The sequence below is a fragment of the Paenibacillus wynnii genome, assembly GCF_000757885.1.
GTDB lineage: Bacteria > Bacillota > Bacilli > Paenibacillales > Paenibacillaceae > Paenibacillus_AQ > Paenibacillus_AQ wynnii.
The window spans coordinates 2,734,300-2,756,955 of record NZ_JQCR01000002.1; the positions used below are offsets into that span (position 1 = coordinate 2,734,300).

Genomic DNA, 22,656 nt, shown 5'->3' on the forward strand with positions numbered 1-22,656 from the left:
AAAACAATGGAAGCAAAAGCACATGCAAGATCGGTGCGGATTTCCGCTCGTAAAGCGAAACTGGTTATTGACTTGATTCGCGGAAAGCAAGTGGGGGAAGCAATTGCAATTCTTCGCCACACTCCGAAATCCGCTTCGCCGGTTGTTGAGAAATTGCTTAATTCAGCGATTGCGAATGCTGAGCATAACTATTCTCTGGACGTGAACAGCTTGTTCGTTAGCGAAGTTTTCGTTAACCAAGGTCCAACAATGAAACGTTTCCGTCCACGCGCGATGGGTCGTGCAAGCCGGATTAATAAACGTACTAGCCACATTACATTAGTGGTATCTGAGAAATAAGGAGGGATAACACGTGGGTCAAAAGGTAAATCCAGTCGGACTCCGGATCGGGATTATTCGCGATTGGGAATCTAAATGGTATGCAGGCAAAGATTTCGGTACTCTTTTAATGGAAGACGTCAGAATCCGGGAATACCTTAAAGGTAAGTTGAAGGATTCCGCTGTTTCCCACATTGAGATTGAAAGAGCGGCAAGTCGCGTGAATGTTACCATTCACACAGCGAAACCTGGTATGGTTATTGGTAAAGGCGGAGCAGAAGTAGAAGTACTTCGCAGCGCAGTTACTACAATCGCTAGCGGCAAAAAAGTTCACATCAACATCAATGAAATCAAACACCCTGAGCTTGATGCAATTCTTGTTGCTGAAAGTATCGCACAACAATTGGAACGTCGTGTATCGTTCCGTCGTGCTTTGAAACAAGCAATCCAAAGAACTATGCGTTCAGGTGCAAAGGGAATTAAAACTCAAGTAGGCGGACGTCTTGGCGGCGCTGAGATTGCTCGTTCAGAAGGTTATAGCGAAGGAACAGTTCCACTTCATACGCTTCGTGCCGATATCGACTACGGAACGGCTGAAGCACATACAACTTTCGGCCTTATCGGCGTAAAGGTATGGATCTACCGTGGAGAAGTTCTTCCCCCAGCTAAGAAACACGCTGCTCAGGAAGGAGGCAACTAATCATGTTGGTACCAAAACGCGTTAAACACCGCAAGCAACAACGCGGTCACATGAAGGGTATGGCAAAAGGCGGTACAGAACTAAACTTCGGCGAATTCGGCCTGCAAGCTTTAGAGCCTTCTTGGATCACTAACCGTCAGATCGAAGCTGCCCGTATAGCAATGACTCGTTACATCAAACGTGGCGGTCAAGTATGGATCAAGATTTTCCCTGATAAGCCAATTACTCAAAAGCCTCTTGAGGTTCGTATGGGTAGTGGTAAAGGTAACGTTGAGAAATGGGTAGCCGTAGTTAAACCGGGCAAGATTATGTTCGAACTCGGAGGCGTGTCGGAAGAGATCGCTCGCGAAGCGATGCGTCTTGCCGCTCACAAGCTACCAATCAAGACTAAGTTTGTGAAACGTGAAGAATTGGGTGGTGAAGCAAATGAAAGCTAATGAACTTCGCAACTTAACCACTGCAGAGATTGAACAAAAGATCGCTGGTTTCAAAGAGGAACTATTCAATCTCCGTTTTCAATTGGCAACAGGCCAACTGGATAACCCTACTCGAATTCGTGATGTGCGTAAGGAAATAGCTCGTGCTAAAACCGTTATCCATCAAAGAGTACTTGGGATTAGTTAAGTGAGACGGATTTAATTATCCGTATTCAGGAAGGAGGCTAACAATGACCGAAGAACGGAATGCACGTAAAGTGCTCGTTGGTAAAGTAGTCAGCGACAAAATGGATAAAACCGTTGTAATTGCTGTTGAAACCTATAAAAAACATAACCTGTACCACAAACGCATCAAGTCTACGAAGAAATTCAAAGCACATGATGAAGAGAATGTGGCTAAAATTGGTGATGTCGTTAAAGTCATGGAAACTCGTCCATTGTCTAAAGACAAACGCTGGAGACTGGTTGAAGTGATTGAAAAAGCGATCATCCTTTAAGATGATTAGTAACCCTTTTATCGGAAGGAGGAAATTATAATGATTCAACCATTTACACGTTTGCATGTGGCTGACAACTCTGGTGCGAAGGAACTGATGTGTATCCGCGTACTAGGTGGTACTGGACGCCGTACAGCAGCAATCGGTGATTTGATCGTTTGTTCCGTTAAACAAGCAACACCAGGCGGCGTTGTCAAAAAAGGCGATGTTGTTAGAGCGGTTGTTGTTCGTACTAAACGTTCCGTACGCCGTAAAGATGGATCTTACATCGCATTCGACGAAAATGCAGCTGTTGTTGTAAAAGACGACAGAAGCCCACGTGGAACACGTATCTTCGGACCTGTTGCTCGCGAACTTCGCGATAGAGACTATATGAAGATCGTTTCCTTGGCACCGGAAGTTATCTAAATAAACGGCGATAACAAGCTGAAGGCTAGTCATAGGAGGTGTAATAAATGCCTAGAGTGAAAAAAGTTCTGGAATCCCATAACAATAAACTGCATGTGAAGAAAGACGACGTGGTGCTTGTGATTAGCGGGAAAGACAAAGGCAAAAAAGGCCGTGTCATCGCTGCTTATCCTCGCCAAAATCGCGTTCTGGTAGAAGGCGTGAACATGATGAAGAAACATCAGAAGCCGAACCAGCTGAACCCACAGGGTGGAATTATTGAGCAAGAAGCTTCGATCCATGTGTCCAACGTAATGCACATTGATCCGAAGAGCGGTAAAGTAACTCGTATCGGTTACAAAGTATTGGACAACGGTAAAAAGGTTCGGGTTGCTAAGAGATCCGGAGAGATTATCGACTAATATAGCCTTAAGGAAAGGAGGTAAATCTTCATGGCGGCAAGAATGAAAGAACGTTTTCTTAACGAAATTACACCTGCTTTGATGCAGAAGTTTAACTATACGACTGTAATGCAAGTGCCGAAAATTGAGAAGATTGTCATCAACATGGGTGTGGGTGACGCTGTATCGAACTCGAAAGTACTTGATGCTGCAGTTAATGACATGCAACTGATCGCTGGTCAAAAACCAGTAATCACAAAAGCAAAGAAATCTATCGCCGGTTTCAAATTGCGCGAAAATATGCCAATCGGGGTTAAAGTAACACTGCGCGGCGAGCGTATGTATTACTTCTTGGACAAATTGTTCAATGTAACTCTTCCACGTGTACGTGACTTCCGTGGTGTTTCGACTAAAGCTTTCGACGGTCGTGGTAACTACACACTTGGACTGAAAGAACAGTTGATCTTCCCTGAAATCGAGTACGATAAGGTTGATAAAGTTCGCGGTATGGACATCGTTATTGTAACGACGGCAAAGACGGATGAGGAATCCCGTGAGCTGCTGGGTCAGCTGGGAATGCCTTTCGCAAAATAAGTTCGGTTTCCGAAACTGTTTAGGAGGTGTCAGGCTAAAGTGGCAAAAACTTCGATGAAAGTTAAACAACAACGTACGCCTAAGTTTAAAGTACGTGCATATACACGTTGCGAACGTTGTGGTCGTCCACATTCAGTACTGCAAAAGTTCAAAATTTGCAGAATTTGTTTCCGTGAGTTAGCTTATAAAGGCCAGATTCCTGGCGTCAAAAAAGCAAGTTGGTAAGAAGTTTATAAACGGGAAGGAGGTTTACACACATGACTATGTCTGATCCTATTGCAGATATGCTTACTCGTATTCGTAACGCCAATACAGTGCGTCACGAAACCGTAGAAATGCCTGCTTCGACAATGAAGAAACAAATCGCTGATATCTTGAAGCGTGAAGGTTTCATTCGTGATGCGGAATATGTTGAAGATAGCAAACAAGGGATTATCCGTATCTTCTTGAAATACGGCCCTAACCAAGAGCGTGTAATTACAGGTTTGAAAAGAATTAGTAAACCAGGCCTTCGCGTTTACACGAAGAGCAATGAAGTTCCTCGTGTACTCGGCGGTCTAGGAATCGCGATTGTCTCCACATCTAAGGGAGTTATGACCGATAAAGAAGCTCGTCAATCTAAATCCGGCGGAGAAGTTGTCTGCTACATTTGGTAATAAACGTCACAAGATAAGGAGGTGCAACACATGTCTCGTATTGGTCGCAAACCAATCGCAGTACCTAGCGGTGTAGATATCACTTTGGATAACACCGTTATTACAGTAAAAGGTCCAAAAGGCTCTTTGACTCGTGAGCTTCATAAAGACATGAAGATTACGATTGAAAATAACGAAATCACAGTTGTTCGCCCATCGGACAACAAATTGCATCGTTCACTTCACGGCACAACCCGCTCCGTTGTCAACAACATGGTGAGTGGTGTTACTGAAGGGTTCTCGAAATCTCTGGAGATGGTAGGGGTCGGATATCGTGCCAGCAAATCCGGAGACAAAATCGTTCTGAACGTTGGTTACTCCCACCCGGTTGAAATTTCACCGGAGCCAGGTATCGAGTTCGAAGTTCCTGCGAACACGAAAATCATCGTTAAAGGGATCGACAAAGAACGCGTTGGCGCATATGCTGCTAAAATTCGTTCCGTACGTGAACCAGAGCCGTATAAAGGTAAAGGTATCAAATATGAAGGCGAGCGTATCATCCGCAAAGAAGGTAAAGCTGGTAAGAAGAAATAATCGGCTAAGCCTTAATTGGGAAATACCCCGCGCATCTTAATGTGAAACTGCCCTACGGCAACTGAAGGGAGTGAAAGGAAAGTCATGATTACAAAAGACGATAAAAACAAGGCTCGCCTCAAAAGACACCTGCGCGTTCGTAAGAAAATTCAGGGTACTACTGAGCGTCCACGTTTGAATGTGTTCCGTTCTTCGAAACACATCTATGCTCAATTGATTGATGATGTGACTGGCGTTACAATCGTATCCGCCTCGACACGTGATAAAGATCTGAGTGCTACAATCGGTAATGGCGGTAGCGTTGAAGCTGCAAGTAAAGTGGGCCAATTGGTCGCTGAACGTGCTAAAGAAAAAGGATACGCAGTGGTTGTATTTGACCGCGGTGGATACTTGTACCATGGACGGATTCAAGCATTGGCTGATGCAGCTCGCGAGGCTGGTCTTGAGTTCTAGAATATTTCTTAAAAGGAGGTTAACGACTTGCGTGTAGATCCGAACAGTTTAGAGCTGACAGAAAGAGTTGTACACATCAACCGTGTTGCTAAAGTTGTAAAAGGCGGACGCCGTTTCAGCTTTAGCGCACTGGTAGTTGTCGGCGATGGCAATGGCTACGTCGGTGCTGGAATCGGTAAAGCCGGCGAAGTACCGGATGCCATCCGTAAAGGCATTGAAGATGCTAAGAAAAACCTGATCCACATTCCAATCGTAGGAACTTCGATTCCTCACTTGGTTACAGGACATTTCGGCGCAGGCCGAGTGTTGCTGAAACCAGCATCAGAAGGTACCGGCGTTATTGCTGGTGGTCCGGTTCGTGCAGTATTGGAATTGGCGGGCGTTGGCGATATCTTGACAAAATCTTTGGGTTCTTCGAATTCCATGAACATGGTCAATGCAACTTTGGAGGGACTTTCCCGCTTGAAGCGCATTGAAGAGGTCGCGAAACTTCGCGGCAAATCTGTCGAAGAATTACGCGGTTAAGGAGGGGAACGTCAATGGCAAAATTGCAAATTACCCTCGTTCGCAGCGTAATCGGACGTCCGGAAACACAACGTGTTACCGTTAAGACGCTCGGCCTGCGTAAACTTAACTCGTCCGTGGTTCATAATGATACTCCCGCGATTCGCGGAATGATCAATAAAGTGGGCCACTTGTTAGCAGTTACTGAAATCGAAGGCTAAATGCCTCGTATAAATTATCAGACATAAGGAGGTGCAAACGATGAAGTTACATGAACTTGCTCCGGCTCCGGGTTCCCGCAAAGAACGCAATCGCGTAGGTCGCGGTCCTAGTAGTGGAAACGGTAAAACGTCCGGCCGCGGTCATAAAGGTCAAAACTCCCGCTCCGGCGGTGGTGTTCGTCTAGGCTTCGAGGGGGGTCAAAACCCACTCTATCGTCGTCTGCCTAAACGTGGTTTCGTCAATCCTACCCGTAAAGAGTACGCGATTGTGAACCTTGAAGAACTCAACAACTTTGCAGAAGGTACTGAAGTAACCCCTGCATTGTTGCTTGAAACAGGCGTTGTCAAGAACTCTAAGAGCGGTATTAAGATTCTTGGTAATGGCGAATTGTCCGTTAAATTGACTGTACAAGCTAATAAGTTCTCTCAATCTGCGGTGGAGAAAATCGAGGCTGCCGGCGGTAAAACCGAGGTGATCTAATGTTCAAGACGCTTAAGAATATATGGCATGTTGAAGATTTGCGCAAAAGGATCCTGTTCACCCTGTTTATTCTGTTCATCTATCGGATTGGTTCGTTCGTACCAGTACCAGGCGTGAACAAAGATGTACTGGAAACAGCGAATCAGAGCGGCGACGCTTTGATGGGTCTTTTGAACACCTTCTCGGGTGGAGCGCTCAAAAACTTTTCGATATTTGCGATCAGTATTTACCCGTACATTACAGCATCCATTATCGTACAATTATTATCGATGGATGTTGTTCCTAAGTTTGCTGAATGGGCAAAACAAGGGGAGCACGGAAAAAAACAATTGGCGCAGATTACCCGATACGGTACAGTAGTATTGGCTCTAATCCAGGGTTTTGCTACTTCAATCGGGTTTAACCGGATTTATGGCACTGAAATGATTCCGAATGCGACCTTTGCGGATTACCTGCTCATAGCTATTATATTGACTGCAGGTACTTCTTTCCTGATGTGGCTAGGTGAGCAGATTACAGAAAAGGGAATAGGAAACGGGATTTCGATCCTGATTTTTGCTGGAATCGTCTCTGCCATACCGGGTTATATCACGAGTACGGCACAATCAAGCTTTATTCAGCCGGATCAGGTGTTCCTGAATATTCTTAAAGTGGTTATTGTGATTATTGTGATAATTGCGATTATTACAGGAGTTATCTTCGTGCAGCAAGGTATTCGTAAGATACCAGTGCAATATGCTAAACGAGTAGTCGGTAACAAAATGTACGGTGGACAAAACACCCACATTCCGATGAAAATTAATGCTGCAGGTGTAATTCCAGTTATCTTCGCAGTTTCACTACTTCAGTTTCCAGTTGTTATCTCCAGTTTCTGGTCTACACATGGTTGGGCGAAGTGGATTGCCAAGTATATGGCAATGGACGCACCGCTCGGCATGCTTCTGTATGTTGTGATGATTATTGGATTTACGTTCTTTTACACGTTTGTTCAGATGAATCCACAGCAGATGGCTGATAACATGAAGAAGAACGGTGGATATATACCTGGTATTCGGCCTGGTAAAGCAACGGAGAAGTATTTGACCAAGGTAATGTCCCGCCTGACCATGTCTGGTGCGTTGTTCCTGGCTCTTATCTCTGTAATGCCAGTAATCTTCGGTAGTTTCTCTGGGTTGCCAAGACAGGTTCAAATCGGCGGTACTGCACTGCTGATCGTAATCGGTGTGGCATTGGATACTATGAAGCAGATCGAGAGCCAATTGATTAAACGCCATTACAAAGGCTTCATTAATAAATAGGCGATAGGTTCCGGAGAAGCTTTGAGTTTACTGCCTTCCCGGCACCTATTGTGCTGTTTCTTGCTTGGTGGCGAACTTTTGGGGGGAGAGAGAAATCGTGAACATTTTATTCATGGGCCCTCCTGGGGCAGGCAAGGGAACACAAGCAGCAGAGATCGTGAAGGAACTTGGAATACCTCATATCTCTACAGGAGATGCATTTCGCTTAGCTATTAAGCAAGGTACTCCTGTGGGTCTGAAGGCCAAATCCTTCATTGATCAAGGCTTACTTGTACCAGATGATGTGACCATAGGAATTGTAGAAGAGCGGTTGCAGCAGTCCGATTGCGAAAAAGGTTTTTTATTGGACGGCTTTCCAAGAACTCTTTCGCAAGCGGAAGCGCTCAATGAAATTTTAGCCCGCTTAAATACTTCATTGGATCATGTAATCAACTTGAATGTGGACCGGGGCTTGCTGATGGCGCGTCTAACTGGACGCCGTATCTGCAATGTTTGCGGGGCATCCTACCATTTGATTTTCAACCCGCCGAAGCAAGATGGCATTTGCGATGTTGACGGCGGTGAACTATATCAACGTCCGGATGATAATGAACAAAGTGTAGGCAAGCGTCTGGATGAGTATGACAACAAGACTGCACCGTTGCTTGCTTTTTATGAGAATATGGGTCTTTTGCGTCAGGTTAACGGAGAAAACGAAATTAATGTCGTTTCCTCTGAAATTGTATCTTTACTGCGGGGTTAATGTAATGATCATTTGTAAATCCGAACAGGAACTTGCCTTTATGAGGGAAGCTGGTCGAATTGTTGCCGAGAGCCACCGTCTTATCGCACAGGCCATTGAACCTGGGATTACGACCGGAGAGCTCGACAGCATCGCCGATCAATACATTCGCAGTCAAGGTGCCGTGCCATCTTTCAAAGGCTACAACGGTTTTCCTGCCAGCATTTGCGCTTCAGTCAACGAACAATTGGTGCATGGATTTCCGGGTAAACGCAAGTTGATCGAAGGCGATATTATCTCGCTTGATATCGGTGCGCAATATCGTGGTTATCACGGTGATTCCGCTTGGACCTACGGAGTGGGTAGTATTTCGGAACAGGCACAGCAGCTGCTGGATGTTACGGAAGGCTCTCTCTACGCAGGACTGGCGTTAGTTAAACCGGATGTGCGCTTGTTTACAATCTCCCATGCTATCCAAATGTACATCGAAGAGGCTGGTTTCTCGGTTGTACGCGAGTATGTCGGTCATGGCATTGGGGCAGAACTGCATGAAGAACCGCAAATCCCGAACTATGGCATATCGGACCGCGGACCGCGGCTGAAACCGGGTATGGTACTCGCGATTGAGCCAATGGTTAACGTAGGTAAACGCTATGTCAGAACGCTGGAAGATAACTGGACAGTCGTTACGGTTGATGGCTCACTGTGCGCTCACTTTGAGCATACGGTTGCGGTTACTCCGGACGGCATGGAAATTTTCACGAAACTGAATGCGTAGGTGATCTTAGTTGAATGCTCAGAGCAGCCCGCAGGTTGGTCAATTGGTGAGAATCCTTAAAGGCAAAGATGCTGGAGAGGTTGCCGTTGTTATCAATGTAGTAGACAGCAGGTTTGTGTATATTGCGGACGGGGACAAACGTAAGTTTGACGTGCCGAAGAAGAAGAGTAATCTTCATCTGGAGCCTTTACCTATCGTCAGCAGTGAGGTTGTGAACAGTTTGAAAGAAAGCGGACGGGTTACGAATGGAAAGCTGCGTTTTGCAGTTATGAAGTTTTTGAAATCCACCGACAAAAGCGCTGATGAGAAAGGAGACTAACTGTGGCTAAAGAAGACGTTATTGAGGTAGAAGGAACCGTTCTTGAACCGTTGCCAAATGCAACCTTTAAGGTTGAATTGGAGAATGGTCATCAAATTCTTGCTCATGTATCCGGCAAGCTTCGGATGCACTTTATCCGTATTTTGACTGGAGACAAAGTAGTCGTACAGTTATCGCCTTATGATTTATCAAAAGGTCGTATAACTTACCGTAAATAGATGGGAAGCACAAAGAAAGTTGTTGCTTCACCTAAGCATAGGCTTTCGAACCCAGTTTTACTTACGTAAAACTTATAGGAGGTAATTAACATGAAGGTAAGACCTTCTGTAAAGCCCATTTGCGAGAAATGTAAAGTAATTCGCCGCAAAGGGACTGTTATGGTGATTTGCGAAAATCCGAAACATAAACAAAAACAAGGATAAGAAGGGGGTGTAGCGTAAAATGGCTCGTATAGCTGGAGTGGACTTACCACGTGATAAACGCGTTGAGATCGCCTTGACTTATATTTTCGGAATCGGTAAAACGACTTCCCAGAAAATTCTTAACGAAACAGGCATTAGCGCTAATACACGTGTCCGTGATTTGACGGAAGATGAAGTCAGCAAACTGCGTGAAACGATCGACAAAACAGCCAAGGTAGAAGGCGACTTGCGTCGTGAAATTTCCTTGAATATTAAACGTCTTATCGAGATCGGTTGCTACCGCGGTGTTCGTCACCGTCGTGGATTACCTGTTCGCGGTCAACGTACCAAAACGAATGCCCGTACCCGTAAGGGCCCGCGTCGTACGGTAGCTAACAAGAAAAAATAATAGGGGGGGATAAGAGACAATGGCTAAACCGAAAAAAGTCGTACGTACAAAACGTCGCGACCGTAAAAATATCGAATCCGGCGTGGCACACATTCGTTCCACGTTCAACAATACCATCGTTACCATCACGGATCCTCACGGAAATGCAATTTCCTGGGCTAGCTCCGGCGGCCAAGGATTTAAAGGTTCCCGTAAGTCCACTCCATTTGCAGCGCAAATGGCAGCTGAATCAGCAGCTAAAGCAGCTATGGAACACGGCATGAAATCCGTTGAAGTTATGGTTAAAGGACCGGGCGCGGGCCGCGAGGCAGCCATCCGTTCACTTCAAGCCGCAGGCCTAGAAGTTAACCTTATCAAAGACGTTACTCCGGTTCCTCACAATGGTTGCCGTCCACCGAAACGTCGCCGCGTATAGTTAAATCAGCAATGAGATGTGTGGTATATTTCCGGCACTAACTGCTAATAATGGGTGTTTAGGCATACTACATGATCCACCTGATGGGGTGACAGTTTCATATAGGAGCGACGTTTGAAGGAGGGGTACACTCGTGATAGAAATCGAAAAGCCGAAGATTGAGACCGTAGAAGCGAATGATGAAGGAACCTATGGGAAATTTATAGTTGAACCGTTGGAACGTGGATATGGCACAACTCTGGGGAACTCGCTTCGCCGGATACTGCTGTCCTCCCTTCCAGGAGCCGCAGTGACTTCGGTCCAAATTGACGGCGTTCTGCATGAGTTCTCGACCGTTCCTGGCGTAATGGAAGATGTGACAGAAATCATCTTGAACCTGAAAGCTTTGTCTTTAAAGATTCACTCAGACGAAGAAAAAGTGTTTGAGATTGATGCTGAAGGGGAAGGCGTCGTTACCGCCGGTGATATCCGTGCGGACAGCGACGTCGAGATCCTGAACCCGGATCTTCACATTGCAACGCTGGGACCTGGCGCGAGACTTCACATGCGTATTTTTGCAGGCCGCGGTCGCGGTTACGTCCAAGCGGACCGTAACAAGCATGATGACCAGCCTATTGGTGTTATTCCAGTTGACTCTATCTACACTCCTATTTCACGCGTTAACTATGGCATAGACAACACTCGTGTTGGTCAAGTAACTAACTATGACAAATTAACGTTGGAAGTATGGACAGATGGCAGTATCAGACCGGAAGAGGCTGTAAGCCTCGGAGCCAAAATTTTGAACGAGCACCTCGTATTATTCGTAGGACTTACGGATGAAGCGAAAGACGCCGAAATTATGGTTGAAAAAGAAGAAGACAAAAAAGAAAAAGTGCTTGAGATGACAATCGAAGAGCTTGATCTTTCTGTTCGTTCGTACAACTGCCTCAAACGTGCTGGTATTAATACCGTACAAGAGCTGACTACTAAAACTGAAGAAGATATGATGAAAGTCCGTAACTTGGGCCGCAAATCTTTGGAAGAAGTACAAGAAAAGCTTGAGGAACTCGGTTTAGGACTGCGGACTGAAGAATAGCACAAGATTGCTAGAGTAAAGGAGGGAATTAACATGGCATACCAAAAGTTGGGCCGTGATTCCAGTGCGCGTAAAGCGTTATTTCGCGACTTGGTAACGGACCTGTTCTTATATGAGCGTATCCAAACCACGGAAGCCAAGGCGAAGGAAGTACGTTCCATCGCTGAGAAACTAATCACTAAGGCGAAAAAGGGCGATCTTCATGCTCGTCGTCAAGTAGCAGCTTTTGTTCGTCGCGAGACTATTGACGGTCAACAAGATGCAATTCAAAAATTGTTCGCTGAAATTGCTCCTCGCTACACAGAGCGTCCAGGTGGATACACTCGTATCCTGAAACTCGGACCTCGTCGTGGTGACGCTGCGCCTATGGTTTATCTTGAACTGGTAGACCGCGCGTAGTAACAAGTTATGATTTCCGATTGTACCCTTATTTCCATTTTCTTCGGAGAATGGATTAGGGGTAAGATCAGAATTACTGTACTGCTTGGGCGGAAGCCTGTTGTGCAGTAAACCGCGGAGATCACCTTGGTTCAATGGAAGGAGCTCCCGCCGGGGCTCTTTTTTTTTGATAGAAGAAGGAGAACGCTATGCGCAATCTATTCATGAAGGTCAATTATGACGGAACCCATTATGATGGCTTTCAGACTCAACCTAAGGGCAATACGATTCAGGATCAGTTGGAGAAGGCAATACATCATCTGACGGGTGAAGGCCTTAAGATTACAGCTTCAGGCCGGACAGACGCAGGTGTACATGCTTACGGACAGCCGTTTAATTTCCTGACCTCATCACGTATACCTATAGAACGTTGGTGTCTAGCGCTGAATACCAGGCTGCCGCAAGATATCGTGGTTACAGAAGCTTGTGAGGTTCCGCTTTCATTTCACTCCCGCAGGGGGGCGAAGCGAAAGACCTACCGCTATCTGATTAACGGTAATCGGTTCCCTGATCCTTTTCAGCGGCGCTGGCAGTATCATCATCCAGTAGCTTTAAATATACCGGCTATGGAGCAAGGATTGGCTCATGTTATAGGTACACATGACTTTACGTCGTTTGCTTCCCGTAGGTCTACAAAGACTTCGCACGTACGAACAATCTTTGAGACTCATATGGAAGTGGACCGAAGTATGTGCCGACCGGGATCCTCGGATCAAGGGGTTATTCATACTTATATTACAGGCAGTGGGTTTCTTCAACACATGGTTCGCATAATAATGGGGACTCTGATCAACGTTGGAGAAGGCAAATGTCAGGCTGATGATGTTGCTCATATTTTAGCAGCATGCGATCGGGCCGCAGCTGGTCCGACTGCTATTGCAAAAGGTCTGGCACTTTGGAATGTCGAGTATGGTGAGACTGAAAAGTGAGTTTATCACTCTTGTTTTTTTATTTTAAAAAAGCACAGAATTATATGAAAATATGCTTGCACTTGGTATGTTTATACTGTAATATAAAAGTTGTGTTTTCTTGATGGCTATCCCACAGCCCCGATCGAGATTACACCAAACAAATGCTTTACTTAACTCACATAATCGTAATTCAATGAGAAACAAGATATACGAAACAGCTGATTTTCGTACGAGAACAAGGAGGAAACATTCATGCGTACCACCTATATGGCGAAGCCGAACGAAGTTGCGCGCAATTGGCACATCATCGACGCCGAAGGCAAAACTCTTGGTCGTTTGGCCAGTGAAGCCGCTGCTTTGATCCGTGGCAAACACAAACCGCAATTCACTCCACATGTTGATACAGGAGATTTCGTAGTTGTTATCAACGCTGAGAAGATTCACTTGACAGGCAAGAAAATGCAAAACAAGAAATACTACCGTCACTCGATGCATCCAGGTGGCTTGAAAGTCACTGTTGCTGAAGATTTGATTAAAACTAAACCTGAGCGGATGATTGAATTTGCTGTTCACGGTATGATTCCTAAGACTCGTCAAGGCGACCATATGAAGCTGAGATTGAAAGTCTATGCAGGCGCTGAGCATCCACACGCAGCACAAAAACCAGAAGTTTACGAACTTCGCGGATAAGATAAGGGAGGACAGTTTCATGGCACAAGTACAATACTATGGGACAGGTCGTCGTAAACATTCGGTAGCACGTGTTCGCCTCATACCGGGTGAAGGACGCATTGTCATTAACAAACGTGAGATGGACGAATATTTCGGTGTGGAAACACTGAAGATGATCGTCAAACAACCTTTGACACTGACTGAAACACTGGGCAATTATGATGTTCTGGTTATCGCTCATGGCGGCGGAATATCTGGCCAAGCCGGAGCAATCCGTCATGGTATCTCCCGTGCACTTTTGAAAGCTGATCCGGACTTCCGTCCATCACTTAAAAAAGCAGGCTTCCTGACTCGTGACCCACGTATGAAGGAACGTAAGAAATACGGTCTGAAAGCAGCACGTCGTGCTCCTCAGTTCTCGAAACGTTAAAAAGCCCGTCATATCAACGAATTTCAGCCCTTGGCCTTCATGGTCAGGGGCTTTAATTTTGCCCTCTGAATTGGCCGTGACCATATTTTGACCATATTTATTCTTCCTGACCATTCGTGACCACATCCGAACCAGTAATTTGTTCATCAGTCTCCATGAATTTTTCGAACCGGTCAGCAGTCTTCTCTTTCACTGACTTGGTTACGTGCGTATAGATGTTCATGGTCATTTTGATATCAGAGTGCCCCAGGCGCTCTTGGACTTCCTTAATGCTCGCTCCGGCCTCAAAGAGTAGCGAAGCATGGGTATGACGCAACCCGTGGACTGTGACAGGGTGAAGATTGTATAGGCGTATGATCTCAGCCAGCTTGTCGTTAGGATAGGCCAGCCGAAGAGGCGTATCATCTTCCCGTGCAAAGATATAACGATCATCCTTTGACCCGATAGGCGCTACAGGGCCTCTGTTTTGCTCAGAGCGGCGTTTTCGTAGTAATCCAAGAGTAGTGTCGTCCAAACTAAGGACACGGCGGGAAGCAGCAGTTTTGGAGGTCAGAGACATGAAGCCTGTCTTATCTTGGAACAAAGTTTTGTTCAATGTAAGACTCTTATTCTTGAAGTCAATGTCATTCCAGCGAAGTGCCAGAATCTCCCCTTTGCGTGCGCCGGTATAGATCAGCAAATGGAACAACATGTAATCGCGTTGGGAACAATCCTTCTTAACAATACCGAGAAATCTCCGGATTTCGTGTTTTTCCCAAAAATTTCTCTGTATACCATCCTCGTCAGCCAAATGTTCACTTTCATCCATGGGAATCACAACGCCTTTCATCGGGTTGGTTGTCCGAATATCCATCCTAATTGCATACTCAAAAATCTGATTGGCATACATTTTCATGTTAGCAATCGTCTTGATATCCTTCGCCATCTTGTTTATGACTTCCTGGCAGTAGGAGCGGGTGATATCCCGCATCTTGATTGCTCCAAAGTGAGGGAGCAGCTGCTTCTTGAATTTGGAGAGGACAGCCTTCTTTGTGCTGGGTTTAAAGTTTGGTGAATGAGTTTCGTACCATTGTTCATAGACCTGCTGGAATGTTGTAGTTTTGTCCTGAGCTACGAACGATCCGTCAGCAACTTCTTTTTCAGTTTGAGCAGCGTCCAACTGAGCTTCCTTTTTCGTTTTAAATCCACGTTTGGTTGAAGGCTTCTTCTTTCCGGTTTCTGGATTGACTTCACCGTAATACTTGTACAACCAGCGAACGCCATCTTTAGTCGTATATTTTTGAAAGCTTGCCATAACTAATCCTCCTTACCATGTTAAATTCCGTGTCATTGCCTGATCACGTGCAATTTTCATTTCAATATCGTTCATTTGAATAATAAAGCAATTCTTCTTTAATCCATGCCTGTACAAAAGCTGATGGACCTGCAGCGTAATAATTCCATCAAAACAAAAAACATCGCTACTAAGAGCTGGGATACACTCGATCTGATGCATTTCTTCAAGGTCGACCTCTGGTAGTCGCTCACCTATTGGTAATTCAATTTCCCGGCAATTCATAAGGGTCCATTCGTCTAGGGTGACAATAAGTTGAGAGGGGCCATCAATCGTTCCTGAAGGATCGTAATAAACCGCACATTCCATTTTATCGCCAATATTCGATTTCACCTCCTTTCGCGGTTGACATGTAGCGGAAGTCTTAGTACACACAGTTCCTTCGTATTCCCGGCGCAAAATTTGATCATATCGTTTTTTTGCCAATTTAATACTGGTAGAAAAGGCATTTGAAATTTGTTTGATAGCTTGTCCATGATCAGGAGATAAATTTAGTTGCTCAATCATGAAATAGGGTAGGGAAGCGTAAAGGACGAACAACTCTGCGTCTTCTTCCTGATACTTTACAAATGGTGAGGGTAGGGTAGCCTGATTTCCGGCATGACGCAATAAATGGCACAGCTCGTGTAGAAAATCCTCTCTCTGCTCCAAAACCGATTTGCGGTCATCAAGAAAAATAATTTTTTTGCCGTTATTCGTTTCATGAGATAGACTTTCTGAATTAAAAAGCACAACTGATATTCCGAGTCTGTCTGCAATAAAGTCAGTTGTAATATTCTTAGGAATCAGGATGTCATTCCCTATATAAAGTTGCTCTGTAAATTGTTCAAGATGAGTTTTTTTGTAATATTTAAACATAATACCCCTCCAATAGGATCATTTGTTCGTATGTATGGGTGTGCAGAACCAGCCTGATAGCTGATGCTACAGAATTTATTTTTCGTCTTCAGAAGCGCGTTTAATAATCTCCCAGACCTTTTGTAGGTCTTTTTTTCGCTCTTCAGGTGCATCTAAGTAACTCTTAAAGAAAATGCCATGTTCAGGATTGTTAATAAATGCCTCGAATTCGGCTAATTCTGCCGGACTAAGTGCATCTTGCCGTTCTGAACTTTCTATAAAGCCTTTTTCGTTAGCGACCATTTCTTCAAGTTCGTCAATTGTTATACCTAAACCCTTAGTAACCTTTAGGACGTTATCGATAGCCGCCCCGCCTACTCCGCGGTTTAACATAGACTGCAGGGTTGTTGGAGGTAGACCAATGCGTTCTGCAAAAGCGCGACGGCTGTATCCCTTTTCTTCGATTAAGCGAGATATAATTTTTGCTCTCTCCACGATCTCCATACCCCCATTATATTATGTACGCTATTCCGTATATAGGTACATATTACATCACAATAAAATCTTTGTAAATATAAAATGAACGAAATTAAGTATATATCTTTGAAATATCCTCTTGACCTTGAACGTCATTGCGTATATAGTTCAAATTACACCGAACGCAATTACGCACATTAAGGAGGAGAGATGAATGATTTATACGAATCTAAGTTCAGAAATGGAAAGGAGAGGTGTGACTATTTCGGCTATGTCTCGCGAATTAAAAATGAGACGCGGAACGGTAAGCGACAAACTTCATGGGAAGTTTAGACTTCACTATGATGAAGCCCTTAAAATTAAAAGAATTTTCTTTTCGGATTGCGATATGGAACGTCTATTCTCAACAAATTTAGAACTAGAGGGAGATGAGACGTGTGAACTCCCCAATCATTAAAGTTGTGATTGATCCGGATTATGTCCGACAACTAGCAGAGGCTGAAATCAAACGGCAAATGAAAGACCTTAGCCCCGGTATTTGGTGGGATATGAAGCGACTCGAAGTAGAAACGTGCCGTAAGAGGGATTGGCTGCTTGCAAACATTCTACTGAATCCAGCCTTTAAAAAAGAAATGCGTTCGTGCTCCAACGGATGCGAAGGCGGTCGTTGGATGTTTCGTGCTTCTGAAATGATTAGATTTCTTGACATGAATTTCGAGTCATTAAATAAGTCGCCTTCAAAGCTGATTCGTTAATACTCAGCCTTCATAACCACTTATTCGAAAAGTATACACAGGTAAGGAGATGCGAATCATGGACGCTAACTATATAGTTCTAACCCCTGAAAAGTATGAAGAGCTTAAAGCACAATTAAAAAAGGATCTTCAAGAGGAGCAAGTGCAACCAAGCTATTCATCGGACTGGGAGAAAATAAAAGCTATGGTCGAAGATAAATTTTCTGACACATATGGACCCTACAGATATCAAATCATTCAGGGATTATCAGCAGTAATTCGTTGCGGCGTGGGGATCAGTCAAATCAGATATTTGCATGGTGATGCTGGAAAGCAGGCTGTTGAGATGGTATCTGAAATTATCGAGCGATTAGAAGTGATCGGAAATACATTAAGGGAAGAGAAGTCGAGTCAGAGGGTATTTAGATCTTGAAGAAAAGAAAAATGCACGGGCTGGTGATGCGGAAAATTTTAATATGAGTCACTACAAAGGTAACAGTGAGATGTGAACAAAGATAAAGAAAATATCCTTAACACCGTACAGACATGTTTCGACATAGGAGCAGGAAAAGAGTTTTTATCTCAATTGATCGCAATGTTCCGACGTACTTGGTTGGACAAGCCTGCAATGTTGGCTTACATCGATGATTTGGAAGTAAGGTATATAACTTCTTTGGAAGGAGTGGAGCAGTTTGTTGATTAAACTTCTGATCAGATTCTTGTTAAGAAAACAGGAAAGTTACTTTCGGATTATTAAGGTGGGAAACCGGAATGTATCTATTGATATCGAAGAGTACATTCCAGCCAGTGAGATGATTGAAAAGTTTGAAAAAAGACTACATGAGATTTCCTAATAATTTAATCTCGGGCTTAAATTTCTCAATCGTGGAAATTACGGAAGAGTATAGTTCAATTTCTTGATCAACACTTTCCGGGTGGATTGGATTGTCGGGTGAAGATTTAATTTTTTCAAGAGTTTTTAGCTTTTTCATAAAGTGACCGTAAATGAACAGCGTGTCTCGGTCGGAAAACTCGATAAGCGGCATTGTTATCCCTCCTAAATTGTTGTGAGTCTGGACAACTACCAATATTCGACAGGAGGAAATGAAATACCTACTAGAAAGGAAAAACGCCATGACAGTAATTACACCGATTGAACATTCTGGATTTAGAGTTATCATGACAACCGATCTGGCTGCTTCACTTGGGACTGAAACAAAAATAATCAGCAAGAATTTTGAGAGAAACGAACATCGTTACCAACTGGGAAAACACTTTTTCATACTCCAAGGTGATGAGCTTAGGGAATTCAAAGCTTCTCGTCAAATTGACGATAACCTGAAATTCGCTCCAGTCATTTATCTATGGACAGAAAAAGGGGCTTGGATGCACGCGAAATCATTAAACACCGATGAGGCGTGGGAAGCATACGAAGCCTTAGTGGATGATTATTACAGAATTAAAAGTGCGTCAGTTAACATGAGTCAATTTAGCCCGCAACTGCAGTTACTCATACAAATGGAACAAGGCATCAAAGAGATTGAACAACGACAGGACAATACAGATCGGCAGCTCGCTATCGTAAAGGAAACATTCCTGGATCGGGATGAAGATTGGCGGGTCAAGATGAAAGGACTGCTTAACGGAGCTACAGCACGCCGTGGTATGTCACATAGGGACATGCGCACACTTAGCTATCAAATGCTCGAAGAACGCGCCCGCTGCGACTTGAGTCGACGTCTGAGTAATTTAAAAGAACGTTTGAAAGACTCCGGAACCACTAAAAGCAAAGTAGAAGAAGCGAATCGGTTAGATGTGATCGAATCAGAACCACGGCTGAAAGAGATATACACAATTATTGTTAAAGAATTAAGTATTGGAGCTATGAATTAGGGAGGAAAATCAAATGAAATTATCAATTAACTTACTTCGAAATATAATGGCTTTATTTTTAACCTTGAAGGATCGCGCAGAGATGGAAGGGGAAACGAAGACAGCTGAGTGGGCAGAAAAGCAATACCGTGCTTATCATGATTTGTATCTGCAAGCTCTTGAAAACGAAAAACGGCCTGCCGGGTTAGGAGCCGGAAGACCGTCACTGAGTTTCAAAATAATAATTAAGACTAGATTAACATCGTATGAGGATAAACGCAATGTCAAATGCAGCTAACAGCGACACAACGCCGTCATTAGCCGAGCAACTACTTGCTGAAAATGATCTAGAAATCGCTAAATGTAAGAAGTTTTTAGAAGAAAGTTTCTTTGTCACTTTTGATATATCGCTGTTTGCGTCAACCCCAAAGATTAAGCGAGTTCGTGCGGTTGAGCGCCTATTGAAGCGGATAGAGCCCGTGGGTATGACTCTACCTTGGAATACACACTGCACCGGATGTGGAGGACTTCTTGAGGTCGGTCGCAAGGTAATTAAAGTAAAGGGTGGCATTTGTTGTGACAGGGCTTGTCACGGGCTGTTGCTCGTAAAGCAGTGTGAAGACCATGGACGTTGAACAGTACATTCGGGAAATTAAGAAATTTAGAACTCAAGCAGATGCTTACAGTGATAATGCTCCAGGAGCGATCATGGAGAAGATACGGCTGCTAACGGCGGCTCATATGTTAATGGGCCGTGTATCTGCTGTGAGAGACGGTGAATATGCTCGGATATATGCTGCCCGTAAGAACGCCTATGCAAAGGCACGTAAGGAAGCACCACGAGGAGAAAAGGAAACAGCTGGCGATCTGGCAATTGAGAATTTACGTATGCTAGAGGCTGACGCTCTCGAAGAAAAAATGATGTGGAAGAACGAATTTTCCTCATTACGTGAGTACATCTATGAACTAAGGCTGCGGGTACGGGTAGATATGAACACATTAGGAGGCGGAGATTGATGACGGCAACCGTCCATAAAGAGCAACAGGCAAACCTTAAGAAGGAAATCCGTGAAATCTACTTCCGGAAAGAATTGATTCCGGCTGGCGATACAAAGGAGCACATCAGGCTCGAGCGAAGACTTTATACCCTCCGGCAGGATCTGGAAAGATTGAAGTCGCCTAAAGTAGCAACTAAGGGCGAGGCAGCTGGACACGCAAATGGAATTACACATTGCCACAATTGCGGGAAGAAGTTAGGAGAAACTGCTTATCGATGGGGAGCTGCTAGGTATTGCGGTCAGAAATGTGCCTTTTGGGTGGAGTTAGGTGTCCCTTATGCCTAGTTTCGGTCTTCACCTCCGTTCCAAAACTTAAGCATAAGGGAAGTCATGGGCAGAAAACTATCAAAAGACACTCTATGAAAATGCACAAAATAAGTAGGTGAAAGCATGAGAGGCGCTTTTCAGACGAGTCGAGAAATCTTTGAAAATCCAATATGGCAGGACATTCCTAAGTTTCGAATCTTCTTTTACATCGTTGGGAATGCAGTGTTTGCGGAGGAAGGGATTACGATTTCTGGCGTGCATGTGAAACGCGGTCAATACCTCCGAGCATACCGCAATCTCTCAAAGGATTTGGAATATGTTGAGAATCGTTCAATCAAAAGATACTCAATCTCAGTTATTTCGAGAAAAGTTGAACAACTTGTTAAGGAAGAACGATTGAAAATTGAAGACTCCGAACTTGGAACGCTGTTCACAGTTGTCAATTATGCTATGTATCAAGGCTTTGAACACTATAAAAAGGGAACTTGGAACAGCGTTGGAACGGAGTTGGAACGCACTGAGAACGGGGATGGAACGGAGTTGGAACAGGGATGGAACAATAATAAGAAAGATAACAAAGATATAAATGTTAAGAAAGAAAGGATAAAAGATTCTTCCACTCGAAAAAACGCTAAGCGCGTTTATTCCGAGGATGACAGGGTATACAAGCTGGCTAAAAGGTTTCATGAACTTGCTTATGAGAATGCCGTGGATCTAGGAACCAGCCACTTAATCAAGAATGCTAATTTTCAAAAGTGGTCTGATACTTTCAGACTCATTCTTGAACGGGACAAAATCCCTGAGTCAGAGTTGGGCGAAGTTATCAAATATGCTCTGGCCGAACAATTTTACCGAACAATTATTCTTAGTCCTGCCAATCTACGAGAGCATTATCCAAAAATACTTACACATATGCGAGTTCAGCAAAAAATTCGTCGAACTGGTGGTGCACCAAGCGGTAAACCGCATCTACCCGTAGTGGAACCAGGTGGGGGCACGGAAAGCTCTCCGGAAGAGTTGGCAGCTGCGATGGAGTATGCAAAAAAAATTAAAGAAGCAAAGAATCAAGGAGGGACACGATGAACTTTTTGAACTGGAGAACGGACAAGCAATTGCTGGAGATTATAAATAATGAATCTTTGGACTATGACATTCGGATTAAGGCACAAGAGGAACGCATGCGTCGACGGTGGCCATCTTGTAAGATTCCTGGATGCAAGACATTTGCTCAGCATACTTGGGCTACAATTCCGGTGTGTCAGCACTGCAAGGAAACACTGACTACGGAGCAACTAGACTATTACGCTGAGAAGCTGCTGCCCGAGGATCGAACACTTATCTATTCCATTGCTCCTTATATGCCTTGGCGTCATCAAGATTTGGTGGTGAACCCATGAAAACAGTGGTATACGGAAATCGCGGGTCTGGCTTTGAAGCAGTGATAAATTATATAAATCAAATTTACGAAAACCGAAAACTGGCAGTCATTAATAAACGTTCTACTCCTGTAAAAGTCACCAGAAGCAAAGGTACCAAGGTACTCGCAGGATTTTATGAAGCAAAATCCACTGTAGACTATGACGGTATATATCGAGGTCGTGCGATATTCTTCGAGGCCAAATCAACGCAGGAGCTTGATAGATTTGATTTAAAGAGAGTTGAGGATCACCAGTACGAGCATCTAGAAAAGTGCCACGCAGTAGGAGCTGTATGTTTTGTCCTTGTGGAGTTTCGCAGACAGCGTAAAACGTATCTGTTACCATTCGCCACGCTGCGAGCGTACAAAGGAGAGGCTACTCGGGGTGGGCGAAAGAGCATGACTATTGATAACTTTGAGGTGGATGCCTACGAAGTTATGCAGGGCCGGGTGCAGTTGGATTACTTGGCAACGGTCGATAAAATTTGGTTCACGGAAACAGCGTAGGTACCCATACATGACAGGGGACCGGGCACCTCCGCAGGTATAGAACGATCTGGTGTACCCAT

44 protein-coding genes are annotated in these 22,656 nt (G+C 44.4%); 40 read left to right on the forward strand and 4 right to left on the reverse strand.

From position 1 onward, the window contains the following. Positions 1-6: 6 nt before the first annotated feature. From rplV to rpsI, 28 genes are all read left to right on the forward strand, one after another. Positions 7-339 (forward strand): 50S ribosomal protein L22, encoded by a 333-nt coding sequence (rplV, locus tag PWYN_RS14780; RefSeq protein WP_036652942.1) that lies wholly within the window; start codon positions 7-9, stop codon positions 337-339. A gap of 13 nt (positions 340-352) precedes the next feature. Then, positions 353-1,018 carry a 30S ribosomal protein S3 gene (rpsC, locus tag PWYN_RS14785; RefSeq protein ID WP_036652944.1) on the forward strand — a complete coding sequence of 222 codons (666 nt, stop codon included), beginning with the start codon at positions 353-355 and terminating at the stop codon, positions 1,016-1,018. A gap of 2 nt (positions 1,019-1,020) precedes the next feature. Then, on the forward strand, positions 1,021-1,455 hold the full coding sequence (gene rplP / locus PWYN_RS14790; protein WP_036652954.1) for a 50S ribosomal protein L16: 435 nt from the start codon (positions 1,021-1,023) through the stop codon (positions 1,453-1,455). Further along, on the forward strand, positions 1,445-1,642 hold the full coding sequence (gene rpmC, locus PWYN_RS14795) for a 50S ribosomal protein L29 (protein ID WP_019908232.1): 198 nt from the start codon (positions 1,445-1,447) through the stop codon (positions 1,640-1,642). The genes rplP and rpmC overlap by 11 nt, the downstream gene beginning before the upstream one ends. A 43-nt stretch (positions 1,643-1,685) precedes the next feature. Beyond that, positions 1,686-1,952, forward strand: a complete 267-nt coding sequence (gene rpsQ / locus PWYN_RS14800; protein ID WP_036652956.1) for a 30S ribosomal protein S17 — start codon at positions 1,686-1,688, stop codon at positions 1,950-1,952. Positions 1,953-1,991: 39 nt separating this feature from the next. Continuing rightward, entirely contained in the window at positions 1,992-2,360 is a 369-nt protein-coding gene (gene rplN / locus PWYN_RS14805) for a 50S ribosomal protein L14 (protein ID WP_036652959.1), read from the forward strand. Between the two features lie 47 nt (positions 2,361-2,407). Continuing rightward, complete coding sequence (rplX, locus tag PWYN_RS14810) at positions 2,408-2,761, forward strand: 50S ribosomal protein L24 (RefSeq protein WP_084146720.1); 354 nt, start codon at positions 2,408-2,410, stop codon at positions 2,759-2,761. A 30-nt stretch (positions 2,762-2,791) separates the two neighbouring features. Beyond that, complete coding sequence (gene rplE, locus PWYN_RS14815) at positions 2,792-3,334, forward strand: 50S ribosomal protein L5 (RefSeq protein WP_036652961.1); 543 nt, start codon at positions 2,792-2,794, stop codon at positions 3,332-3,334. 39 nt (positions 3,335-3,373) lie between these two features. Then, complete coding sequence (locus PWYN_RS28720) at positions 3,374-3,559, forward strand: type Z 30S ribosomal protein S14 (RefSeq protein ID WP_013312154.1); 186 nt, start codon at positions 3,374-3,376, stop codon at positions 3,557-3,559. Positions 3,560-3,591: 32 nt separating this feature from the next. Further along, positions 3,592-3,990 (forward strand): 30S ribosomal protein S8, encoded by a 399-nt coding sequence (gene rpsH, locus PWYN_RS14820; protein WP_036652964.1) that lies wholly within the window; start codon positions 3,592-3,594, stop codon positions 3,988-3,990. A gap of 30 nt (positions 3,991-4,020) precedes the next feature. Continuing rightward, a complete protein-coding gene (gene rplF / locus PWYN_RS14825) occupies positions 4,021-4,563 on the forward strand; it encodes a 50S ribosomal protein L6 (RefSeq protein ID WP_036652967.1) in 543 nt (180 codons plus the stop codon). Positions 4,564-4,647: 84 nt separating this feature from the next. Continuing rightward, on the forward strand, positions 4,648-5,016 hold the full coding sequence (rplR, locus tag PWYN_RS14830; protein ID WP_036652970.1) for a 50S ribosomal protein L18: 369 nt from the start codon (positions 4,648-4,650) through the stop codon (positions 5,014-5,016). Positions 5,017-5,043: 27 nt separating this feature from the next. Further along, a complete protein-coding gene (gene rpsE / locus PWYN_RS14835; protein WP_036652980.1) occupies positions 5,044-5,541 on the forward strand; it encodes a 30S ribosomal protein S5 in 498 nt (165 codons plus the stop codon). Between the two features lie 14 nt (positions 5,542-5,555). Next, positions 5,556-5,741, forward strand: a complete 186-nt coding sequence (rpmD, locus tag PWYN_RS14840) for a 50S ribosomal protein L30 (RefSeq protein WP_036652983.1) — start codon at positions 5,556-5,558, stop codon at positions 5,739-5,741. Between the two features lie 40 nt (positions 5,742-5,781). Beyond that, entirely contained in the window at positions 5,782-6,222 is a 441-nt protein-coding gene (gene rplO / locus PWYN_RS14845; RefSeq protein ID WP_036652984.1) for a 50S ribosomal protein L15, read from the forward strand. Beyond that, positions 6,222-7,520 (forward strand): preprotein translocase subunit SecY, encoded by a 1,299-nt coding sequence (secY, locus tag PWYN_RS14850; protein WP_036652985.1) that lies wholly within the window; start codon positions 6,222-6,224, stop codon positions 7,518-7,520. The genes rplO and secY overlap by 1 nt, the downstream gene beginning before the upstream one ends. A 97-nt stretch (positions 7,521-7,617) precedes the next feature. Continuing rightward, positions 7,618-8,262 (forward strand): adenylate kinase, encoded by a 645-nt coding sequence (locus PWYN_RS14855; protein WP_036652987.1) that lies wholly within the window; start codon positions 7,618-7,620, stop codon positions 8,260-8,262. 4 nt (positions 8,263-8,266) lie between these two features. Further along, the gene (map, locus tag PWYN_RS14860) at positions 8,267-9,019 is read left to right on the forward strand and encodes a type I methionyl aminopeptidase (protein WP_036652989.1); all 753 of its coding nucleotides are present in this window, start codon (positions 8,267-8,269) and stop codon (positions 9,017-9,019) included. Between the two features lie 10 nt (positions 9,020-9,029). Further along, positions 9,030-9,338, forward strand: coding sequence for a KOW domain-containing RNA-binding protein (locus PWYN_RS14865; protein ID WP_036652992.1), 309 nt, complete (start codon positions 9,030-9,032; stop codon positions 9,336-9,338). 2 nt (positions 9,339-9,340) lie between these two features. After that, a complete protein-coding gene (gene infA, locus PWYN_RS14870; RefSeq protein ID WP_036652996.1) occupies positions 9,341-9,556 on the forward strand; it encodes a translation initiation factor IF-1 in 216 nt (71 codons plus the stop codon). Between the two features lie 90 nt (positions 9,557-9,646). Continuing rightward, positions 9,647-9,760, forward strand: a complete 114-nt coding sequence (gene rpmJ / locus PWYN_RS14875; RefSeq protein WP_003322638.1) for a 50S ribosomal protein L36 — start codon at positions 9,647-9,649, stop codon at positions 9,758-9,760. A 19-nt stretch (positions 9,761-9,779) separates the two neighbouring features. Next, a complete protein-coding gene (gene rpsM, locus PWYN_RS14880; RefSeq protein ID WP_036653001.1) occupies positions 9,780-10,148 on the forward strand; it encodes a 30S ribosomal protein S13 in 369 nt (122 codons plus the stop codon). Between the two features lie 19 nt (positions 10,149-10,167). Then, positions 10,168-10,563, forward strand: coding sequence for a 30S ribosomal protein S11 (gene rpsK / locus PWYN_RS14885; protein WP_019908251.1), 396 nt, complete (start codon positions 10,168-10,170; stop codon positions 10,561-10,563). Positions 10,564-10,696: 133 nt separating this feature from the next. Beyond that, positions 10,697-11,641 carry a DNA-directed RNA polymerase subunit alpha gene (locus tag PWYN_RS14890; protein ID WP_036653005.1) on the forward strand — a complete coding sequence of 315 codons (945 nt, stop codon included), beginning with the start codon at positions 10,697-10,699 and terminating at the stop codon, positions 11,639-11,641. 33 nt (positions 11,642-11,674) lie between these two features. After that, positions 11,675-12,040, forward strand: a complete 366-nt coding sequence (gene rplQ, locus PWYN_RS14895) for a 50S ribosomal protein L17 (RefSeq protein ID WP_036653009.1) — start codon at positions 11,675-11,677, stop codon at positions 12,038-12,040. Positions 12,041-12,228: 188 nt separating this feature from the next. Next, entirely contained in the window at positions 12,229-13,008 is a 780-nt protein-coding gene (gene truA, locus PWYN_RS14900; protein WP_036653012.1) for a tRNA pseudouridine(38-40) synthase TruA, read from the forward strand. A gap of 234 nt (positions 13,009-13,242) precedes the next feature. Beyond that, positions 13,243-13,680: a 50S ribosomal protein L13 gene (gene rplM, locus PWYN_RS14905; protein WP_036653015.1), complete on the forward strand. Its 438-nt coding sequence runs from the start codon at positions 13,243-13,245 to the stop codon at positions 13,678-13,680. 19 nt (positions 13,681-13,699) lie between these two features. Then, on the forward strand, positions 13,700-14,092 hold the full coding sequence (gene rpsI, locus PWYN_RS14910; RefSeq protein ID WP_036653017.1) for a 30S ribosomal protein S9: 393 nt from the start codon (positions 13,700-13,702) through the stop codon (positions 14,090-14,092). Positions 14,093-14,189: 97 nt separating this feature from the next. On the opposite strand, the gene PWYN_RS14915 is transcribed toward rpsI, so the two are convergent. The 3 genes from PWYN_RS14915 to PWYN_RS30670 all read right to left on the reverse strand — a co-directional run bounded on the left by PWYN_RS14915 (position 14,190) and on the right by PWYN_RS30670 (position 16,757). Continuing rightward, positions 14,190-15,386: a site-specific integrase gene (locus PWYN_RS14915; RefSeq protein WP_052087960.1), complete on the reverse strand. Its 1,197-nt coding sequence runs from the start codon at positions 15,384-15,386 to the stop codon at positions 14,190-14,192. Positions 15,387-15,398: 12 nt separating this feature from the next. Then, on the reverse strand, positions 15,399-16,283 hold the full coding sequence (locus PWYN_RS28145; RefSeq protein WP_052087961.1) for an ImmA/IrrE family metallo-endopeptidase: 885 nt from the start codon (positions 16,281-16,283) through the stop codon (positions 15,399-15,401). A 75-nt stretch (positions 16,284-16,358) separates the two neighbouring features. Beyond that, positions 16,359-16,757, reverse strand: a complete 399-nt coding sequence (locus PWYN_RS30670) for a helix-turn-helix domain-containing protein (RefSeq protein WP_052087962.1) — start codon at positions 16,755-16,757, stop codon at positions 16,359-16,361. A gap of 196 nt (positions 16,758-16,953) precedes the next feature. Between PWYN_RS30670 and PWYN_RS14930 the strand changes: the two genes are divergently transcribed. The 4 genes from PWYN_RS14930 (at position 16,954) to PWYN_RS14945 (ending at position 18,176) form a co-directional block, all read left to right on the forward strand. Beyond that, the gene (locus tag PWYN_RS14930) at positions 16,954-17,196 is read left to right on the forward strand and encodes a helix-turn-helix domain-containing protein (protein ID WP_420805754.1); all 243 of its coding nucleotides are present in this window, start codon (positions 16,954-16,956) and stop codon (positions 17,194-17,196) included. After that, positions 17,177-17,494, forward strand: coding sequence for a DUF771 domain-containing protein (locus tag PWYN_RS14935; protein WP_036653019.1), 318 nt, complete (start codon positions 17,177-17,179; stop codon positions 17,492-17,494). Before PWYN_RS14930 ends, PWYN_RS14935 begins: the two co-directional genes overlap by 20 nt. A 58-nt stretch (positions 17,495-17,552) precedes the next feature. Continuing rightward, the gene (locus PWYN_RS14940) at positions 17,553-17,906 is read left to right on the forward strand and encodes a hypothetical protein (RefSeq protein WP_036653022.1); all 354 of its coding nucleotides are present in this window, start codon (positions 17,553-17,555) and stop codon (positions 17,904-17,906) included. A gap of 72 nt (positions 17,907-17,978) precedes the next feature. Continuing rightward, positions 17,979-18,176 (forward strand): hypothetical protein, encoded by a 198-nt coding sequence (locus PWYN_RS14945; protein WP_036653025.1) that lies wholly within the window; start codon positions 17,979-17,981, stop codon positions 18,174-18,176. A 133-nt stretch (positions 18,177-18,309) separates the two neighbouring features. On the opposite strand, the gene PWYN_RS14950 is transcribed toward PWYN_RS14945, so the two are convergent. Next, positions 18,310-18,519: a hypothetical protein gene (locus PWYN_RS14950; protein ID WP_036653028.1), complete on the reverse strand. Its 210-nt coding sequence runs from the start codon at positions 18,517-18,519 to the stop codon at positions 18,310-18,312. 88 nt (positions 18,520-18,607) lie between these two features. Here PWYN_RS14950 and PWYN_RS14955 point away from each other — a divergent pair, with 88 nt between their 5' ends. From PWYN_RS14955 to PWYN_RS14990, 8 genes are all read left to right on the forward strand, one after another. Beyond that, entirely contained in the window at positions 18,608-19,366 is a 759-nt protein-coding gene (locus PWYN_RS14955; protein ID WP_036653882.1) for an ORF6N domain-containing protein, read from the forward strand. Positions 19,367-19,379: 13 nt separating this feature from the next. Beyond that, positions 19,380-19,643, forward strand: a complete 264-nt coding sequence (locus tag PWYN_RS14960) for a hypothetical protein (RefSeq protein WP_036653031.1) — start codon at positions 19,380-19,382, stop codon at positions 19,641-19,643. Continuing rightward, entirely contained in the window at positions 19,627-19,980 is a 354-nt protein-coding gene (locus tag PWYN_RS14965) for a hypothetical protein (RefSeq protein ID WP_036653032.1), read from the forward strand. Before PWYN_RS14960 ends, PWYN_RS14965 begins: the two co-directional genes overlap by 17 nt. Next, positions 19,970-20,362, forward strand: coding sequence for a hypothetical protein (locus PWYN_RS14970; RefSeq protein WP_036648389.1), 393 nt, complete (start codon positions 19,970-19,972; stop codon positions 20,360-20,362). Before PWYN_RS14965 ends, PWYN_RS14970 begins: the two co-directional genes overlap by 11 nt. Further along, complete coding sequence (locus PWYN_RS14975; protein WP_036648386.1) at positions 20,362-20,688, forward strand: hypothetical protein; 327 nt, start codon at positions 20,362-20,364, stop codon at positions 20,686-20,688. Before PWYN_RS14970 ends, PWYN_RS14975 begins: the two co-directional genes overlap by 1 nt. 105 nt (positions 20,689-20,793) lie before the next feature. Beyond that, complete coding sequence (locus PWYN_RS14980; protein WP_052087716.1) at positions 20,794-21,753, forward strand: hypothetical protein; 960 nt, start codon at positions 20,794-20,796, stop codon at positions 21,751-21,753. Then, a complete protein-coding gene (locus PWYN_RS14985) occupies positions 21,750-22,067 on the forward strand; it encodes a hypothetical protein (protein ID WP_036648384.1) in 318 nt (105 codons plus the stop codon). The genes PWYN_RS14980 and PWYN_RS14985 overlap by 4 nt, the downstream gene beginning before the upstream one ends. Then, on the forward strand, positions 22,064-22,594 hold the full coding sequence (locus PWYN_RS14990; RefSeq protein ID WP_036648382.1) for a Holliday junction resolvase RecU: 531 nt from the start codon (positions 22,064-22,066) through the stop codon (positions 22,592-22,594). Before PWYN_RS14985 ends, PWYN_RS14990 begins: the two co-directional genes overlap by 4 nt. The last annotated feature ends 62 nt before the right edge of the window (positions 22,595-22,656 follow it).

Coding starts and splice junctions, on each gene's coding strand:
- rplV (WP_036652942.1), top strand. CDS start 7: ATGGAAGCAAAAGCACATGCAAGATCGGTGCGGATTTCCGCTCGTAAA.
- rplP (WP_036652954.1), top strand. CDS start 1,021: ATGTTGGTACCAAAACGCGTTAAACACCGCAAGCAACAACGCGGTCAC.
- rpmC (WP_019908232.1), top strand. CDS start 1,445: ATGAAAGCTAATGAACTTCGCAACTTAACCACTGCAGAGATTGAACAA.
- rpsQ (WP_036652956.1), top strand. CDS start 1,686: ATGACCGAAGAACGGAATGCACGTAAAGTGCTCGTTGGTAAAGTAGTC.
- rplN (WP_036652959.1), top strand. CDS start 1,992: ATGATTCAACCATTTACACGTTTGCATGTGGCTGACAACTCTGGTGCG.
- rplX (WP_084146720.1), top strand. CDS start 2,408: ATGCCTAGAGTGAAAAAAGTTCTGGAATCCCATAACAATAAACTGCAT.
- rplE (WP_036652961.1), top strand. CDS start 2,792: ATGGCGGCAAGAATGAAAGAACGTTTTCTTAACGAAATTACACCTGCT.
- rpsH (WP_036652964.1), top strand. CDS start 3,592: ATGACTATGTCTGATCCTATTGCAGATATGCTTACTCGTATTCGTAAC.
- rplF (WP_036652967.1), top strand. CDS start 4,021: ATGTCTCGTATTGGTCGCAAACCAATCGCAGTACCTAGCGGTGTAGAT.
- rplR (WP_036652970.1), top strand. CDS start 4,648: ATGATTACAAAAGACGATAAAAACAAGGCTCGCCTCAAAAGACACCTG.
- rpmD (WP_036652983.1), top strand. CDS start 5,556: ATGGCAAAATTGCAAATTACCCTCGTTCGCAGCGTAATCGGACGTCCG.
- rplO (WP_036652984.1), top strand. CDS start 5,782: ATGAAGTTACATGAACTTGCTCCGGCTCCGGGTTCCCGCAAAGAACGC.
- secY (WP_036652985.1), top strand. CDS start 6,222: ATGTTCAAGACGCTTAAGAATATATGGCATGTTGAAGATTTGCGCAAA.
- map (WP_036652989.1), top strand. CDS start 8,267: ATGATCATTTGTAAATCCGAACAGGAACTTGCCTTTATGAGGGAAGCT.
- rpmJ (WP_003322638.1), top strand. CDS start 9,647: ATGAAGGTAAGACCTTCTGTAAAGCCCATTTGCGAGAAATGTAAAGTA.
- rpsM (WP_036653001.1), top strand. CDS start 9,780: ATGGCTCGTATAGCTGGAGTGGACTTACCACGTGATAAACGCGTTGAG.
- rpsK (WP_019908251.1), top strand. CDS start 10,168: ATGGCTAAACCGAAAAAAGTCGTACGTACAAAACGTCGCGACCGTAAA.
- rplQ (WP_036653009.1), top strand. CDS start 11,675: ATGGCATACCAAAAGTTGGGCCGTGATTCCAGTGCGCGTAAAGCGTTA.
- truA (WP_036653012.1), top strand. CDS start 12,229: ATGCGCAATCTATTCATGAAGGTCAATTATGACGGAACCCATTATGAT.
- rplM (WP_036653015.1), top strand. CDS start 13,243: ATGCGTACCACCTATATGGCGAAGCCGAACGAAGTTGCGCGCAATTGG.
- rpsI (WP_036653017.1), top strand. CDS start 13,700: ATGGCACAAGTACAATACTATGGGACAGGTCGTCGTAAACATTCGGTA.
- PWYN_RS14915 (WP_052087960.1), bottom strand. CDS start 15,386: ATGGCAAGCTTTCAAAAATATACGACTAAAGATGGCGTTCGCTGGTTG.
- PWYN_RS28145 (WP_052087961.1), bottom strand. CDS start 16,283: ATGTTTAAATATTACAAAAAAACTCATCTTGAACAATTTACAGAGCAA.
- PWYN_RS14930 (WP_420805754.1), top strand. CDS start 16,954: ATGATTTATACGAATCTAAGTTCAGAAATGGAAAGGAGAGGTGTGACT.
- PWYN_RS14940 (WP_036653022.1), top strand. CDS start 17,553: ATGGACGCTAACTATATAGTTCTAACCCCTGAAAAGTATGAAGAGCTT.
- PWYN_RS14950 (WP_036653028.1), bottom strand. CDS start 18,519: ATGCCGCTTATCGAGTTTTCCGACCGAGACACGCTGTTCATTTACGGT.
- PWYN_RS14955 (WP_036653882.1), top strand. CDS start 18,608: ATGACAGTAATTACACCGATTGAACATTCTGGATTTAGAGTTATCATG.
- PWYN_RS14960 (WP_036653031.1), top strand. CDS start 19,380: ATGAAATTATCAATTAACTTACTTCGAAATATAATGGCTTTATTTTTA.
- PWYN_RS14965 (WP_036653032.1), top strand. CDS start 19,627: ATGTCAAATGCAGCTAACAGCGACACAACGCCGTCATTAGCCGAGCAA.
- PWYN_RS14970 (WP_036648389.1), top strand. CDS start 19,970: ATGGACGTTGAACAGTACATTCGGGAAATTAAGAAATTTAGAACTCAA.
- PWYN_RS14975 (WP_036648386.1), top strand. CDS start 20,362: ATGACGGCAACCGTCCATAAAGAGCAACAGGCAAACCTTAAGAAGGAA.
- PWYN_RS14980 (WP_052087716.1), top strand. CDS start 20,794: ATGAGAGGCGCTTTTCAGACGAGTCGAGAAATCTTTGAAAATCCAATA.
- PWYN_RS14985 (WP_036648384.1), top strand. CDS start 21,750: ATGAACTTTTTGAACTGGAGAACGGACAAGCAATTGCTGGAGATTATA.
- PWYN_RS14990 (WP_036648382.1), top strand. CDS start 22,064: ATGAAAACAGTGGTATACGGAAATCGCGGGTCTGGCTTTGAAGCAGTG.